Consider the following 13,568-nt stretch of genomic DNA (forward strand, 5'->3'; position numbering starts at 1 on the left):
GTGGTCGTCGGCCGATCGTCGTCGCTTATGAGTCCCCGAAGATGGTGCGGTGCCAGGGCTTCCGGGCGACCGCCGTGTTGTCGAACATGACGTGCTTGATCTGTGTGTACTCCTCGAACGAGTACGCCGACATGTCCTTGCCGAAGCCGGATGCCTTGTACCCGCCGTGGGGCATCTCGCTGATGATCGGGATGTGGTCGTTGACCCACACACACCCGGCCTGAATCTCCCTCGTCGCCCGGTTCGCCCGGTAGACGTCCCGGCTCCAGGCGGAAGCCGCGAGCCCGTACGGGGTGTCGTTGGCCAGCCGGATGCCCTCGTCGTCGCTGTCGAAGGGCAGGACGACCAGCACCGGCCCGAAGATCTCGGACTGGACGACCTCGCTGTCCTGGGCCGCGTCCGCGATCAGGGTGGGGAGATAGTACGCGCCGTTCTTGAGATCGCCCAGGGGGGTCTCGCCACCGGTCACCACGCGCGCGTAGCCGCGCGCCCGGTCGACGAAACCGGCGACACGGTCGCGCTGGACGTGCGAGACCAGGGGGCCGAGGTCGGTGCCGGGGGCGAACGGGTCGCCGACCCGGACGGTCTCCATGAGGGCGGCCGTCCGCTCGACGAACGCCTCGTAGAGAGGACGCTGCACGTACGCGCGCGTGGCGGCGGTGCAGTCCTGGCCGGTGTTGATGAGGGCGCCCGCGACCGCGCCGTTGGCGGCGGCCTCCAGGTCGGCGTCGTCGAAGACGACGAAGGGGGCCTTGCCGCCCAGCTCCAGGTGGAGGCGCTTGACCGTGGCCGTGGCGACCTCGGCGACCCGCTTGCCGACGGCGGTGGAGCCGGTGAAGGAGGTCATCGCCACGTCGGGGTGGCCGACCAGGTGCTCGCCGGCCTCCCGCCCGGTGCCGGTGACGATGTTGATCACGCCGTCGGGGATCCCGGCCGCCGTCGCCGCCTCGGCGAACAGCAGCGAGGTGAGCGGGCTGAGCTCGGCGGGCTTCAGGACGATGGTGTTGCCCGCGGCGATCGCCGGGAGGATCTTCCACGCGGCCATCTGGAGGGGGTAGTTCCAGGGGGCGATGGAGCCGACGACACCAATGGGCTCGCGGCGGACGTACGAGGTGTGGTCACCGGAGTACTCGCCCGCGGACTGGCCCTGGAGATGGCGGGCGGCGCCGGCGAAGAACGCGGTGTTGTCGATCGTCCCCGGGACGTCGAACTCCCGGGTCAGCTTCAGCGGCTTGCCGCACTGGAGGGACTCGGCGCGCGCGAGATCGTCGGCGCGGTCGGCGAGGACGGCGGCGAAGCGGTGCAGGGCGTCGGAGCGCTCGCCCGGGGTCGCGCCGGCCCAGCCGGGGAAGGCGGCGCGGGCGGCGGCGACGGCCGCGTCCACGTCGGCCGTGGAGGCCAGTGCGTAGGTGAGGACCTCCTCGCCGGTGGCCGGGTCGACGACGGTGTGCTCGCGGCCCGAGGTGCCGTGGGTGAGACGGCCCGCGATGTACTGGGCGCCGTCCTTGAATCGTTCCTGTGCGGGGAACCGGTCCTGCATGTCCCTCTCCTCCGCCTTTGCCCCCTCGCTCACGGAGGGCGGGTGGCGTAGCTCCAGCTCGATTTGAGTGACGATCCTGACAGAGCGATAGCACTCCAACAAGTGATTCCGTTGTTGCCTTTTGGTTACGCGACGGAATCTGTCGACCAGGTGTCGAGTCGAGACGGAAAAGGCAGGACGGAGTGTCAGTGGTGCCTGCCATGCTGGCGTGCATGGAGATGATCGATGACAGGGAGGCCCTGGTCAGCACGGTCCGGGCGGGCACGCGGGTGAAGTATCTGCTCTTCTGGGGGCACCGCCCGCTGCCGGACGGCCGGCTGGGCGCGAGCTGCCTGAGCCAGTGGTGGCCGTCACCCTTCGTGGTCGGTCCGGACACCTACGCGACGGCCGAGCACTGGATGATGGCGGAGAAGGCACGGCTGTTCGACGACGCGGAGGCGGAGCGGCGGGTGCTGGCCGCCGGACACCCCTCGGAGGCCAAGAAGGCGGGGCGTCTGGTCCGCGGTTTCGACGAGGAGACGTGGCAGCGGGAGCGGTTCCGGATCGTGGTCGAGGGCAGCGTCCACAAGTTCGCCTCGAATCCGCGGCTGCGGTCGTTCCTGCTGGGCACGGGTGAGCGGGTCCTGGTGGAGGCGAGCCCCGTGGACCGCGTGTGGGGCATCGGCCTCGCGGCGGACGACGACGCGGCGACGGACCCGCAGCGGTGGCGGGGTCCGAACCTCCTGGGCTTCGCCCTGATGCAGGCCCGGCGACGGCTCAGAGAGCAGTAGCCGGTACGTCGCTCACGGGGCCCAGAGGAACAGGGTTCCCAGGCCGATGCCGAGCACGATGCCCACGGTGCCGCAGATGATGCCGGCCAGGGCCTGACCGGGGTTGGTGGCCTCGCCGCGCCTGGCCTTGCCCCGGCCGACGGCGCCGAAGACGACACCGAGGATGCCGAGGATGATCGCCACCGGCCACAGGCAGAACACCGCGGCCGAGATGATCCCGAGCACCAGCCCGGTGATGCCCATCCCGTTGCTCTCGGCCGCCCCGGGCCAGCCGAAGTAGCCGGGGTGCTGGTGCGGGTAGCCGCCGGGATAGCCGTAGGGGACCTGTCCCGGGCCGTCGGGGGCGATGGGCGGCGGAGGGACCGACCCGTCCTGGACGGGGGGCGCGAAGGGGTTGGGGGGCGGGCCGCCCGCCGCGGTGGCCGGGTGGGGCGGCGGGAAGGAGCCCAGGGCGCCCGGGCCGGCCCAGGGCTGCGCGGGGGTGTCCGGGGTGACGCCCGGCAGCGAGGTCACGGTCATCTGATCGTGGACGGACGGCTGCGCCGCCTGCGGTGCGGCCGGGGCGGGGGTGAGCGGCTCGTTCGAGGCGAGGGTGCCCCCGGGCCCGCCCGGCGCGGCCCAGGGACTCGGCGCGGCCCCCTTGTCCAGCGGCACCTTCGGACCCGCATCCTGCGGACCGCCGTCCTCGTCGGAAGCGGGCGCGGGCCACGGATCGCGGCCGGCGTCACCGGCCGGAGTCGGCGCGTCGTCGGACATGCGCGGGTTCCCCCCATCAGTCGTACGTTCCGTCATGCTACGGCCCCGGGATGAGGGGGCGGGGCAGGGGCCGGACGGGGGCCCTGGGACGGGAGGGGTGGGAGGGGCCGGGGGGAGGAACGGCGGCCGGCGGCGAGCGGGGGCCGTGACGGGCGGCCACTCCCGGGCTGCCCGTCACCCCGGGAGAGACCCGGCGGCCGCAAACGGCACGTACCGGGCGGCGCCGACCGGCAGGGGCCTGGCAGCCGTGCCCGGCAGCCTCCCCCACAGGCACCGGCACAGACCCGGCAGCCGTGACCGACGGGACCGCACGGCCGAGCACGTCGATCGGTCGGCTGACCCTGACGGGTCGGAGGCGAGCCCACCGGGCCGGACGCTCGGTCGGCCGAGCCCGCCGCTCGGTCGGGCCGGTCGGCCGAAACCCACCGGTTCCCTCGGGCGAACTCACCGGTTCCCTCGGCCGAACCCGCCGGTTCCCTCGGGCGAGCCCGCCGGATCGGTCAGGGGCGAGAGCCGGTTCGCACGGCCTCCGCCTACGATGATCCCGACCCACCGATCAGCCGATCACCCGCGTCCCGTCCGGCCCGAGGGCCCGGGGCGCCGTCCCGGGGAGGACATCTTGACCGATCGCTTCGACGCTTCCGCCGTGCCCGCAGGGCCCACTTCGTCGGCCGCGGCCGGCGCCCGTGACCTGCACGGTTTCATCGCGGGGCTGCCCAAGGCCGAACTGCACGTCCATCACGTCGGCTCCGCCTCCCCCCGGATCGTGGCCGAGCTGGCCGCCCGCCACCCCGACTCCAAGGTGCCCTCGGACCCCGAGGCCCTGGTCGACTACTTCACGTTCACGGACTTCGCGCACTTCATCGACGTGTACCTGTCGGTCGTGGACCTCATCCGCACCCCGGAGGACGTCCGGCTGCTGACCTACGAGGTCGCCCGCGACCTGGCCCGGCAGCAGGTGCGGTACGCCGAGCTGACCATCACGCCGTTCTCCTCCACCCGGCGCGGGATCGACGAGCTGGCGTTCATGGAGGCGATCGAGGACGCGCGCAAGGCGGCCGAGACCGAGTTCGGGACCGTACTGCGCTGGTGCTTCGACATCCCCGGCGAGGCCGGGCTGGAGTCGGCCGAGGAGACCACGCGGCTGGCCACCACCGACCGTCTCCGCCCGGAGGGCCTGGTCTCGTTCGGGCTCGGCGGCCCCGAGATCGGCGTACCGCGCCCCCAGTTCAAGCCCTACTTCGACCGGGCGATCGCGGCCGGCCTGCGTTCGGTGCCGCACGCCGGCGAGACCACCGGTCCGGAGACGGTGTGGGACGCGCTCACCTACCTGCGCGCCGAGCGCATCGGGCACGGCACCAGCTCCGCCCAGGACGAGAAGCTGCTCGCGCACCTCGCCGAGCACCGCATCGCGCTGGAGGTGTGCCCGACCTCCAACATCGCCACCCGCGCGGTCCGCACCCTCGACGAGCACCCGATCAAGGAGTTCGTGAAGGCCGGCGTCCTGGTCACGATCAACTCCGACGACCCGCCGATGTTCGGCACCGACCTCGACAACGAGTACGCGGTCGCCGCCCGTCTCCTCGACCTCGACGAGCGGGGCGTCGCCGACCTGGCGAAGAACGCGGTCGAGGCGTCCTTCCTCGACGACGCCGGCAAGGCACGTGTCCGGGGCGAGATCGACACGTACACGGCCGGGTGGCTCGCCCCCTGACGTCACAATGGGCCCATGCAGACCGTGACTGCCGTGGCCCATCGCGGCGACCCGTACCGCTTCCGTGAGAACACGATCGACTCGCTGCGTTCCGCGCTCGACCGCGGCGCGGACGCCGTCGAGTTCGATGTACGGCTCACCCGGGACGGCGTGCCCGTGCTGCTGCACGACGCGACGCTGAAGCGGCTGTGGGGCCTGGACCGGCCGCTGCGGTCGCTGTCGGCGGCCGAGGTGCGGGGGCTGACGGCGGGCGGGGTGCCGACCCTCGCGGAGGCGCTCGCGGCGACCGACGGCACCCGGGTGATGCTCGACCTGCCCGGCACCCGGGAGCCGCGGGCGGCCCGCCGGGTGGTGGACGCCGTACGGGAGGCCGGAGCGGCCGACCGCGCCTACTACTGCGCCGACGCCACCGCGATGCTCGCCGTCCGCGCGGCCGACCCGGCCGCCGAGATCGCGCTGACCTGCACCAGCCTGGCACCCCCGCGGCCCGTCCTGCTGGCCGCGGTCAAGCCCCGCTGGCTCAACTACCGCTTCTCGCTGGCCGACCGCGACCTGGCGGCCCGGGTCCACCACGGCGGCCATCTGCTCTCCGTATGGACGCCGGACACCCGCCGCTCCATGCGCCGCCTCATCGACCTGGGCGTCGACTCGATCACCACCAACCGCATCGACGCCCTCACGGCTGTACGCAAGCAGGGCTAACAGGCGCGGGGGCCCGCGTGGGTCAGCGGGGGTGCGATCGCCTGGGCGTCCGCACCCTCCCCCACCCACAGTCCGATCAGCAGCGCCGCCGTCGCCTCGACCAGCCCGGCCCGGTCCAGCCCCCCGGCGTTCAGGGGCTCGCAGCCCAGGTCGCGGACGAGCCGGCGCACGACGGACAGGGCCGGCGGGGAGTCGCCGCACAGGGGGACGGCGAGCGGACGGCCGTCGAAGACCGGCGGGTCGAGGCGCCAGACGTCGACATGGCAGAGGTTGAAGGCCTTGACGACCCGGGCGGCGGGCGCGGCGGCCGCGATGCGTTCGGCGGCCGACGGTCCGCCCGCCGTGAGCAGCCGGAAACCGGGACCCACCGGGTTGGTGCAGTCGATCAGCACCCGCCCGCGCAGTACGTCCGCGAGCCCGGCGACGACCTCGGCCGCCGCCCCGTACGGCAGCGCGAGCAGCACCGCGTCCGTCCCGGACTCCGCCGCCTCGCGCAGCCCGCCCGACCGGCCGCCGGCCACCACCCGGTGCCCGGCGCGCCGCCACCCGGTGCCCAACGCGTCCGCCATCGCTCCGTTGCCGAGGATTCCTATTCTCATGTCCGGGACTGTAGGAAGCCGCTCGGGCACCATTCGGTACGTGACCTCGGACCAGGGATTCCTCGCCGACTGCCGTGCCCGGCTCGCCTTCGACCTGCTCGCGCACACCTGGAACGCGGTGGTGCTGTGGGCGCTGCGCGAGGGCCCGGTGCGCCACGGCGAACTGCGCGGGCGCATCGGCGGGATCAGCCAGAAGGTGCTGACGGAGACGCTGCGGCGGCTGGAGTTCAACGGGCTCGTCGACCGCCGCGCGCACGGCGGTGCCCCGCCCCGCGTCGAGTACGAACTGACGCCGCTCGGACGGACGTTGCTCCCGGCGATCGACGCGGTCGGCGCCTGGGCCTTCGAGCACGGGGACGACGTGCTGGCGGCCCAGGACCGCCATGGGCACCCGCGGGGGCACGCCGCTACGGACGGGAGTGCTGGGGCACCGTCGCCGGATCGGCCGGGGGGTCGCGGGTGACGTACTGCGGGACGGGGGTGTCGTCGCCGCCGGTGTCGCGGACGAGGCCGTACCGCTTCGCGCCCTGTGCCGGCCCGGTCCCGATGTCCTTCGTGACCGCGTCCCGGCCCGACGGGAAGACGCTCAGGCCGTAGTCGGCGCCCCGCTCGCGATGTCGGAGATCACACCCAGGGGACGGGCGACACGGCCGGCGGATAACACTTTTTCCGGCCGGCGGCCCGGGCAGGTGCGCGCACGCGTGCTCAAGCGGCCGCCACGGCCCAGGTGTTCGGGCCGAGCCGCTCCAGCCGCTTGATCTTCTGCCGGACGACGTACAGCGGGACGACCCCGAACACCCCGAACGACATGTCGATCACGCTCCACCAGAAGGGGATCCCGCGGATCGGTCCGCAGATCAGCGCGAGCGGAACGATGCCGGCGCAGGCGATCATCGCGAACTCGACGACCCAGATGTTGCGGACCGGGTCGCGGTAGGGCCCGTAGAAGGCGACCGCGATGACGAGGTGGGCGAAGGCCAGCCAGTCGGTGCCGTAGAGGAGGAAGGGGTGGTCGGCGTCGGCGGCGTCGAGGCCCTGGCGGACCCGCACGATCCAGTCCATGGCGGCGGGCAGGTGCTCCGGCACGGACAGCGCCCGCAAGAGGTCCTCGGTCCAGCGCAGTTCGTGGACGAGGGGGAAGGCCGTGGCGCCGCTGAGCACCAGGCAGACGACGAAGAAGACCAGCCACGCGCGGATGCCCTTCACAAGGGCGGCTCTGTCGCTCATGGGGGCAGCGTACGCCAGCAATTGAACGCGTTCAAAAGTGGGGGTCGCGCAGGCGTCTCGCTTCCTTGATACCCCTTGGGGGTATAAGCTGGGCGCCATCCGAGCCCATACCCCCTAGGGGTATCGGAGTGTTATCGGAGCAACCACGACGACGGGAGCCCGCGATGAACCCCCTCCAGAAGATCGGCGCGTTCACGGCGGCGCTCGGGGCGGCCTTCGGCGCCGCCTACGGAGTCGGCGCGGTGACCGGACCCGTGGGCTCGGACCCCGCACCCGCCGCGCACGGGGAACCCCACGAACCGGCGGCGTCGACACCCCGGACGCTCGTCCCCGCCGGACTCCAGGTCTCCGAGGGCGGCCACACCCTCGACCTGCGGACCACCGCCCTCACGGCCGGCCGCCCCGGCACCCTGGAGTTCGTCGTCCGCGACGCCCACGGCGAGGCGGTCACCCGCTACCGGACCGCCCACGGCAAGCAGCTCCACCTGATCGTCGCCTCGCGCGACCTGACCACCTACCGTCATCTGCACCCGACCAGGACGGCCGACGGCACCTGGAGCACGCCGGTCGACCTCCCGGCGGCGGGTGCGTACCGCGTCTTCGCGGACTTCGTACCGGCGGGCGCGCGGGAGGGCCTCACCCTGGGCTCCGACCTGACGGTCACCGGCCGGTACACGGCCACCGCGATGCCCGCACCCGCGTCGACCACCACCGTGGACGGCTACACCGTCACCCTCGACGGCGCCCTGTCCGCCGGCGGGGAGAGCGACCTGACCTTCACCGTCCGCGACGACTCCGGCACCCCGGTCACCGCCCTCCAGCCCTACCTCGGCTCCTACGGCCACCTGGTCGCCCTGCGCTCCGGAGACCTCGCGTACCTCCACGTCCACCCGCACGACGAGGCCGGGACCGGCACGGCCGGCGGCCCGGCGGTGTCCTTCACCGCCGCCACGCCGAGCACGGGTACCTACCGGCTGTTCCTCGACTTCAAGGTGGCGGGCGAGGTCCACACGGCGTCGTTCACGGCCGAAGCCGGCACCGACGGTCACTGACCGTCCGGTACCTCACTCCCGCGATGCCGGCTGGACGGAGGACCGCTCCTGCGCGGACGCGGACGTGGGCGTGCGCGTGGAGGAGGAGGAGGCGGCGGCGGTCGGGCGGCCGTCAGGGGCCGGGGACGTGGTGCGGCCGGGGACCGGGCTGGGGGCATCGGTGTCGGCGCGGGCATCCGGGGTGCCGTTCCCCCGGGTAGGGAGCGGCGCGGGGGTCGCCGACGGGTCGGGGACGGTGGAGGGGCTGGTCGCCGGGGGCGGGGCGAGCGGGGGTGTCAGCGGGCCCGGTCCTTCCTCCGCCGTCAGGCGCAGGGGCAGCAGCAGGGCGAGCGCCGCGATCGCGCAGGTGGTGCCGACCCCGGCCGCGGCGCGCAGCACACGGCGGCGGGAGGCGCCGCGGCGGATCTCCTCGTACCGGCCGGGGGGCGGGGCGAGACGGCCGGCGGACGGCGGGCGCAGGACGACGGTGAGCGGGTCGTCGGGGTCGAGGTCCGGGCCGTCGTCGAAGTCGTCAGCGGGTGTGATCAAGGCTTCTCCTCAGATGGGCGCGGAGCAGTTCGCGGGCCGCGTGCAGATCCGCCTTGACGGTTCCTTCCTTGCGCCCGGTCAGCACGGACACCTCCCGGATCGGCATGTCAGCGTAGTAGTGCAGCAGGATCGGCACGCGCAGCCGGTCCGGCAGGGACTGCACGAGCAGCCGGACCGAGGGGTCGCTCTGCTCGGAGTGCGGGCTCACCGCGGCCTCGGCGGTGACCCGGCGCACGGCCCGGCGCTCGCGCTCCAGCTTGCGCCAGTGGTCGCGGACCAGGTTGGCGGCGGTGACGTAGAGGAAGCCCTGGGGTTCCGCCACGGACGTCCAGCGGGCCCAGAGGCGGGTGAACGCCTCCGAGGCGATCTCGTGGGCGGTCTCGTCGTCGTCGACCAGCCGGCGGCACCAGCCGGCGAGCCGTGGGTAGAGGGCGGCGAACAGCTCGGACGCCGCCCTCTCCCGGGACCTGGCGGGGCGTTTCAACGTTCTCCCGCAGGGGTGTTCGAGGAGTTCACGGACTTCGAGGACGCCGAGGACTGCGAGGACTGTGAGGACTTCGAGGACGCGGTGTCCGAGGATCCGGCATCGGAGGCCGTCCGGTCCAGGGCGGCGAAGACGATCACGTTGTCGCGGTAGCCGTCCCCGGCCCGGGGACCACCGCACGTGATGAGACGCAGTTCCGGCCGGTCCACGTTCCCGTAGACGTCCCGCGTCGGGAAGTCCGTCTTGTCGACGGTCCGTACCTCGGTGACGGCGAACCGGGCCGTCGTGCCGTTCTCCAGGCGCGCCAGGATCGCGTCGCCCCGGCGCAGCCGGTCGAGGTGCCGGAAGACGCCGTCCCCGTACTCACCGACCGTGACATGGCCGAGGAGCACCGAGGGGCCCCTCTGGCCCGGTGTCGGCGAGTGCCGGTACCAGCCCGCCCGGTCGTCCTCCTCGATCGGCGGCACCTGCACGGTGCCGTCGGAGGCCAGTCCCAGCCGCATGACCGGGGTGTCCACGCCGATCGCGGGGATCCGCAGCCCGACCGGCACCGACCGCGCGAGCGGACGCCCGGCCGGGGCGGGGGGCGTACCGGTGGTGCCGCGCGCGGTGGCCGTGCTCCGGTCCGCCGCGGGGACGGCCGGAGGATCGGCCCCGTGTCCGGCGCAGCCGGTGAGCAGCGCGGCCAGGGCCGTGGCGGCCAGGACGCGCCTGGAGAAGGGGCTCATGCGCCGGTCGTCCTCCGTCGGCGCACGAGGTAGGCACCCGCGCCGCCCGCGGCGAACACCGCGGCGGCGGCGCCCCCGCCGATCAGCCCGCCGTGGCCCGCGGACCCGGCCGCCTCCGGGACCTCGCCCGTGTCGGCCGCGCCGCGCGGGACGGCGCTGACCTGGCCGGGCGCCGGGGCCGGAGCGGTGGTGGCCTCCGGGACCGGGGTCGGGTCGGCCTCGGCGGCGCGGGGCGACTCGCTGCGGGCGGGAGCGGGGACGGGGGTCGGGGTTCCGTCGGCGAACGCGGGCACCGCGCCCGCGAGGACGGCGGTGGCCGCGAGGGCCAGGGAACCAAGGACGGTTCGGCGCATCAGTCGCTCTCCTTCGTCGGTCCGCACGTCCGGTGCCCGGGGTGGACCCCACGGGCCGCGTTTGCGGATCGGACCCAGAGACGAGGCGGCACGGGACCACGTTGCAAAGAGATGGCAAAGTGTGCGGGGCGGCTACAGTCGGCGCGAGCGCACGTCGCTGACGTGCGAAGACGTCTCGGGGAGCCCTCATGTCGCGCTACAGCCTGGAGAACCGGCTGGTCATCGGAATCGCCTCCAGCGCCCTCTTCGACCTGGAGGAGTCGGATGCCGTGTTCCGCGAGGGGGGCGAGGAGAGCTACCGCGCCTACCAGCGGGCCAAGCTCGACAGCACCCTGCGGCCCGGCGTCGCCTTCCCCTTCATCCGCCGCGTCCTGTCGCTGAACGACCTGAAGCCCGAGGGTGATCCGCTGGTCGAGGTGATCATCCTGTCGCGCAACGACCCCGACACGGGCCTGCGGGTGATGCGCTCGATCAAGGCGCACGGCCTGCCGATAAGCCGCGCCGTCTTCATGCAGGGCCGGGCCCCCTACCGGTTCATGCGGGCGCTGCACATGTCCCTGTTCCTCTCCGCCGACGCCGACGACGTACGGGAGGCCGTGGCCAGGGGACTGCCGGCGGGCCGGGTCCTCGGTGCCGCCGTGGACGACGACCCCGAGGACCGCGATCTGCGGATCGCCTTCGACTTCGACGGCGTGCTGGCCGGTGACGAGTCGGAGCGGGTGTTCCAGGAGGGCGGCCTGGAGGGCTTCCGCGCCCACGAGACCCTGAACGTGACCACCCCTCATGACGCGGGCCCGCTCCGGGACTTCCTGCGCGAGATCAACAAGCTCCAGCGGGCCGAGGAGGAACGGCGCACGAACGACCCGGAGTACGCGATGCGCGTCCACGTCTCCATCGTCACGGCCCGCAACGCGCCCGCGCACGAGCGTGCCGTGCTGAGCCTCAACAACTGGGGTGTCACCGTCAACGACGCCTTCTTCCTCGGCGGTATCGACAAGAGCACGGTCATGGAAGTCCTGCGGCCGCACATCTTCTTCGACGACCAGGAGAGCCACCTCGAAGGCACCTCGCCGACCACGCCGAGCGTCCACATCCCCTTCGGGGTGGTCAACGAGGACGGCTCGCCCGCCTGATCGTCGGGGCCACCGCCGCACGGCGCCGGGAGTGGTACCCAGGTACCACTCCCCCGCCGAGGATTCCCCCGCGGTCCCAGAGTTCCGGCCCGCCGCGCTCCTAGCGTCGATCACAGGCACCGCGGCACGTCCGCGGTCGGATCCGAGGCAGGAAAGGCGCACCCCATGATCGAAGCGCGTGAGCTGACGAAGCGGTACGGCGACAAGACCGTCGTGGACAACCTGAGCTTCACCGTCAGGCCCGGTGAGGTGACCGGCTTCCTCGGCCCCAACGGGGCGGGCAAGTCCACGACCATGCGCATGATCGTCGGCCTGGACGCCCCCACCCGGGGCGCGGTCACCGTCAACGGACGCTCCTACGCCCGGCACGCCGCGCCGCTGCACGAGATCGGCACCCTGCTGGAGGCCAGGTCCGTCCACCCCGGGCGCAGCGCGTTCCGCCATCTGATGGCGCTCGCGCACACCCACGGCATTCCGCGCCGCCGGGTGGACGAGGTCATCGAGCTGGCGGGACTGACGAGCGTGGCCGGCAAGCGGGTGGGTGCCTTCTCGCTCGGCATGGGGCAGCGGCTCGGCATCGCCTCCGCCCTGCTGGGCGACCCGGCGATCGTCATGCTCGACGAACCGGTCAACGGCCTGGACCCCGAGGGCGTGCGCTGGGTCCGCAACCTGCTGCGTTCCCTGGCCGACGAGGGCCGGGCCGTGATGCTCTCCTCGCATCTGATGAGCGAGACCGCGCTGATCGCCGACCACCTGGTGATCATCGGAAGGGGCCGGCTGCTCGCCGACACCACGGTCGACGACTTCACCCGGGAGGCCGGTGGCGGCGGCGTGAAGGTCGTCACCGCCGAGACGGCGAGGCTGCGCTCGCTGCTGGCCGCCCCCGACGTCACGATCAGCTCGTCCTCCGCCGAGGAGCTGCTGGTCACCGGGCGCGACGCCCGGGAGATCGGGACCGTCGCCGTCCAGCACGGCGTGCCGCTGTACGAACTCACCCCGCAGGCCGTCTCACTGGAGACGGCGTTCATGGAACTCACCCACGACGTCGTCGAGTACCAGAGTGCTCCGGCCGACACCGAGCGAAAGGCCGCCTGATGCCCGCCACCGCACTGCGCCGCCGGCGCGCCGGCCTCTCCGCGGCGCCGGAACCCACCACGTCCCCGGCCCGCTACAAGGTGACCGGTGTCCGGGTCCTGCGCTCCGAGTGGGGCAAGTTCTGGTCGCTGCGCTCCAGCTGGATCACGCTGGGCGTCGCCGTGTTCGTGCTGGTCCTCTTCGGAGCGATCGCCTCCTCCACCTACAGTCCCGACGCCGTCGCGACCGGCGGGCCGCCCGGCCCGGGCGCCGGCGGCGACAGCGACGCGGTCAGCCTGGCCCTGACCGGCGTGTCCTTCGCGCAGCTGGCCGTCGGCGTGCTCGGGGTGCTGCTCGCCGCGGGCGAGTACGGCACCGGCATGATCCGCTCCACGCTCGCCGCGGTCCCGCGCCGGCTGCCCGTGCTGTGGGCGAAGGCCGCCGTGATCGGGCCCGTCGCCCTGGTCCTGGCCACGCTCGGCGCGCTGGCCGCGTTCCAGCTGGGCACACCGGGACTGGACGGCGAGCGGATCGCCCTGTCCCTGGGCGACGACGGCGTCCTGCGCAGCCTGGCCGGCGCGGGCGTCTACCTCGGTCTGGTCGCCGTCTTCGGTGTGGCCCTGGGCGTGCTGCTGCGCAACTCCGCCGGAGCCATCGCGGCCCTGGTCGGCATCCTGCTGATCCTGCCCGGCCTGGCCTCGCTGCTGCCCGACTCCTGGTACGACACGCTCAGCCCCTACTTCCCCAGCAACGCGGGGTCCGCCGTCTACGCCCTGCACGAGGCCTCGGACGCCCTCTCGCCCGGGGCGGGGCTCGCGGTGTTCGCCGGCTGGGTGGCGCTGGCGCTGGCCGGGGCGGCCGTCCGGCTCGTCCGCACCGACGCCTGACCAGGGCCGCGAGGACAATGG

At 73.4% G+C, this 13,568-nt stretch carries 15 protein-coding genes and 1 pseudogene; 8 read left to right on the forward strand and 8 right to left on the reverse strand.

Going from position 1 to position 13,568, the window contains the following annotated elements; all coding sequences use genetic code 11:
* Window positions 1-25: 25 nt before the first annotated feature.
* The gene (locus IE275_RS25475; RefSeq protein ID WP_189713741.1) at window positions 26-1,540 is read right to left on the reverse strand and encodes a gamma-aminobutyraldehyde dehydrogenase; all 1,515 of its coding nucleotides are present in this window, start codon (window positions 1,538-1,540) and stop codon (window positions 26-28) included.
* Between the two features lie 212 nt (window positions 1,541-1,752).
* On the opposite strand from IE275_RS25475, the gene ybiA reads away from it, so the two are divergent.
* A complete protein-coding gene (gene ybiA, locus IE275_RS25480; protein WP_189713742.1) occupies window positions 1,753-2,310 on the forward strand; it encodes a riboflavin biosynthesis intermediates N-glycosidase in 558 nt (185 codons plus the stop codon).
* A gap of 12 nt (window positions 2,311-2,322) precedes the next feature.
* On the opposite strand, the gene IE275_RS25485 is transcribed toward ybiA, so the two are convergent.
* Window positions 2,323-3,066 carry a DUF4190 domain-containing protein gene (locus tag IE275_RS25485; protein ID WP_229870556.1) on the reverse strand — a complete coding sequence of 248 codons (744 nt, stop codon included), beginning with the start codon at window positions 3,064-3,066 and terminating at the stop codon, window positions 2,323-2,325.
* Window positions 3,067-3,561: 495 nt separating this feature from the next.
* On the opposite strand from IE275_RS25485, the pseudogene IE275_RS25490 reads away from it, so the two are divergent.
* Window positions 3,562-4,780: pseudogene (locus IE275_RS25490) on the forward strand (adenosine deaminase).
* Between the two features lie 15 nt (window positions 4,781-4,795).
* Window positions 4,796-5,482 carry a glycerophosphodiester phosphodiesterase gene (locus IE275_RS25495; RefSeq protein ID WP_189713743.1) on the forward strand — a complete coding sequence of 229 codons (687 nt, stop codon included), beginning with the start codon at window positions 4,796-4,798 and terminating at the stop codon, window positions 5,480-5,482.
* Here IE275_RS25495 and IE275_RS25500 read toward each other — a convergent pair.
* Window positions 5,479-6,081, reverse strand: coding sequence for an NADPH-dependent F420 reductase (locus tag IE275_RS25500; protein ID WP_189713744.1), 603 nt, complete (start codon window positions 6,079-6,081; stop codon window positions 5,479-5,481). The two genes, IE275_RS25495 and IE275_RS25500, sit on opposite strands and share 4 nt — an antisense overlap.
* Before the next feature lie 40 nt (window positions 6,082-6,121).
* On the opposite strand from IE275_RS25500, the gene IE275_RS25505 reads away from it, so the two are divergent.
* Window positions 6,122-6,544, forward strand: coding sequence for a winged helix-turn-helix transcriptional regulator (locus IE275_RS25505; protein WP_189713745.1), 423 nt, complete (start codon window positions 6,122-6,124; stop codon window positions 6,542-6,544).
* A gap of 242 nt (window positions 6,545-6,786) precedes the next feature.
* Here IE275_RS25505 and IE275_RS25510 read toward each other — a convergent pair whose 3' ends face one another.
* Complete coding sequence (locus IE275_RS25510; protein WP_189713746.1) at window positions 6,787-7,308, reverse strand: hypothetical protein; 522 nt, start codon at window positions 7,306-7,308, stop codon at window positions 6,787-6,789.
* A 164-nt stretch (window positions 7,309-7,472) separates the two neighbouring features.
* Here IE275_RS25510 and IE275_RS25515 point away from each other — a divergent pair, with 164 nt between their 5' ends.
* Window positions 7,473-8,360: a DUF8832 domain-containing protein gene (locus IE275_RS25515; RefSeq protein ID WP_189713747.1), complete on the forward strand. Its 888-nt coding sequence runs from the start codon at window positions 7,473-7,475 to the stop codon at window positions 8,358-8,360.
* Window positions 8,361-8,372: 12 nt separating this feature from the next.
* On the opposite strand, the gene IE275_RS25520 is transcribed toward IE275_RS25515, so the two are convergent.
* The 4 genes from IE275_RS25520 to IE275_RS25535 are packed head-to-tail and all read right to left on the reverse strand — an operon-like array spanning window position 8,373 to window position 10,453.
* The gene (locus tag IE275_RS25520) at window positions 8,373-8,888 is read right to left on the reverse strand and encodes a hypothetical protein (RefSeq protein WP_189713748.1); all 516 of its coding nucleotides are present in this window, start codon (window positions 8,886-8,888) and stop codon (window positions 8,373-8,375) included.
* Window positions 8,872-9,372, reverse strand: coding sequence for an RNA polymerase sigma factor (locus tag IE275_RS25525; protein WP_189713749.1), 501 nt, complete (start codon window positions 9,370-9,372; stop codon window positions 8,872-8,874). The genes IE275_RS25520 and IE275_RS25525 overlap by 17 nt, the downstream gene beginning before the upstream one ends.
* Complete coding sequence (locus IE275_RS25530; protein ID WP_189713750.1) at window positions 9,369-10,100, reverse strand: class F sortase; 732 nt, start codon at window positions 10,098-10,100, stop codon at window positions 9,369-9,371. The genes IE275_RS25525 and IE275_RS25530 overlap by 4 nt, the downstream gene beginning before the upstream one ends.
* Window positions 10,097-10,453, reverse strand: coding sequence for a Tat pathway signal sequence domain protein (locus IE275_RS25535; protein WP_189713751.1), 357 nt, complete (start codon window positions 10,451-10,453; stop codon window positions 10,097-10,099). The genes IE275_RS25530 and IE275_RS25535 overlap by 4 nt, the downstream gene beginning before the upstream one ends.
* A 188-nt stretch (window positions 10,454-10,641) precedes the next feature.
* On the opposite strand from IE275_RS25535, the gene IE275_RS25540 reads away from it, so the two are divergent.
* From IE275_RS25540 to IE275_RS25550, 3 genes are all read left to right on the forward strand, one after another.
* Window positions 10,642-11,586 carry a 5'-nucleotidase gene (locus IE275_RS25540; protein WP_189713752.1) on the forward strand — a complete coding sequence of 315 codons (945 nt, stop codon included), beginning with the start codon at window positions 10,642-10,644 and terminating at the stop codon, window positions 11,584-11,586.
* Between the two features lie 165 nt (window positions 11,587-11,751).
* On the forward strand, window positions 11,752-12,681 hold the full coding sequence (locus IE275_RS25545) for an ABC transporter ATP-binding protein (protein WP_189713753.1): 930 nt from the start codon (window positions 11,752-11,754) through the stop codon (window positions 12,679-12,681).
* The gene (locus IE275_RS25550; protein WP_189713754.1) at window positions 12,681-13,547 is read left to right on the forward strand and encodes an ABC transporter permease; all 867 of its coding nucleotides are present in this window, start codon (window positions 12,681-12,683) and stop codon (window positions 13,545-13,547) included. Before IE275_RS25545 ends, IE275_RS25550 begins: the two co-directional genes overlap by 1 nt.
* Window positions 13,548-13,568 lie beyond the last annotated feature (21 nt).

Origin of the sequence: Streptomyces phaeofaciens (assembly GCF_014648915.1) — a bacterium.
GTDB lineage: Bacteria > Actinomycetota > Actinomycetes > Streptomycetales > Streptomycetaceae > Streptomyces > Streptomyces phaeofaciens.

Bases quoted from the DNA above. Each gene is read 5' to 3' on its own strand.
- IE275_RS25475 (WP_189713741.1), bottom strand. From the start codon at position 1,540: ATGCAGGACCGGTTCCCCGCACAGGAACGATTCAAGGACGGCGCCCAG.
- ybiA (WP_189713742.1), top strand. From the start codon at position 1,753: ATGGAGATGATCGATGACAGGGAGGCCCTGGTCAGCACGGTCCGGGCG.
- IE275_RS25485 (WP_229870556.1), bottom strand. From the start codon at position 3,066: ATGTCCGACGACGCGCCGACTCCGGCCGGTGACGCCGGCCGCGATCCG.
- IE275_RS25495 (WP_189713743.1), top strand. From the start codon at position 4,796: ATGCAGACCGTGACTGCCGTGGCCCATCGCGGCGACCCGTACCGCTTC.
- IE275_RS25500 (WP_189713744.1), bottom strand. From the start codon at position 6,081: ATGAGAATAGGAATCCTCGGCAACGGAGCGATGGCGGACGCGTTGGGC.
- IE275_RS25510 (WP_189713746.1), bottom strand. From the start codon at position 7,308: ATGAGCGACAGAGCCGCCCTTGTGAAGGGCATCCGCGCGTGGCTGGTC.
- IE275_RS25515 (WP_189713747.1), top strand. From the start codon at position 7,473: ATGAACCCCCTCCAGAAGATCGGCGCGTTCACGGCGGCGCTCGGGGCG.
- IE275_RS25530 (WP_189713750.1), bottom strand. From the start codon at position 10,100: ATGAGCCCCTTCTCCAGGCGCGTCCTGGCCGCCACGGCCCTGGCCGCG.
- IE275_RS25535 (WP_189713751.1), bottom strand. From the start codon at position 10,453: ATGCGCCGAACCGTCCTTGGTTCCCTGGCCCTCGCGGCCACCGCCGTC.
- IE275_RS25540 (WP_189713752.1), top strand. From the start codon at position 10,642: ATGTCGCGCTACAGCCTGGAGAACCGGCTGGTCATCGGAATCGCCTCC.
- IE275_RS25545 (WP_189713753.1), top strand. From the start codon at position 11,752: ATGATCGAAGCGCGTGAGCTGACGAAGCGGTACGGCGACAAGACCGTC.
- IE275_RS25550 (WP_189713754.1), top strand. From the start codon at position 12,681: ATGCCCGCCACCGCACTGCGCCGCCGGCGCGCCGGCCTCTCCGCGGCG.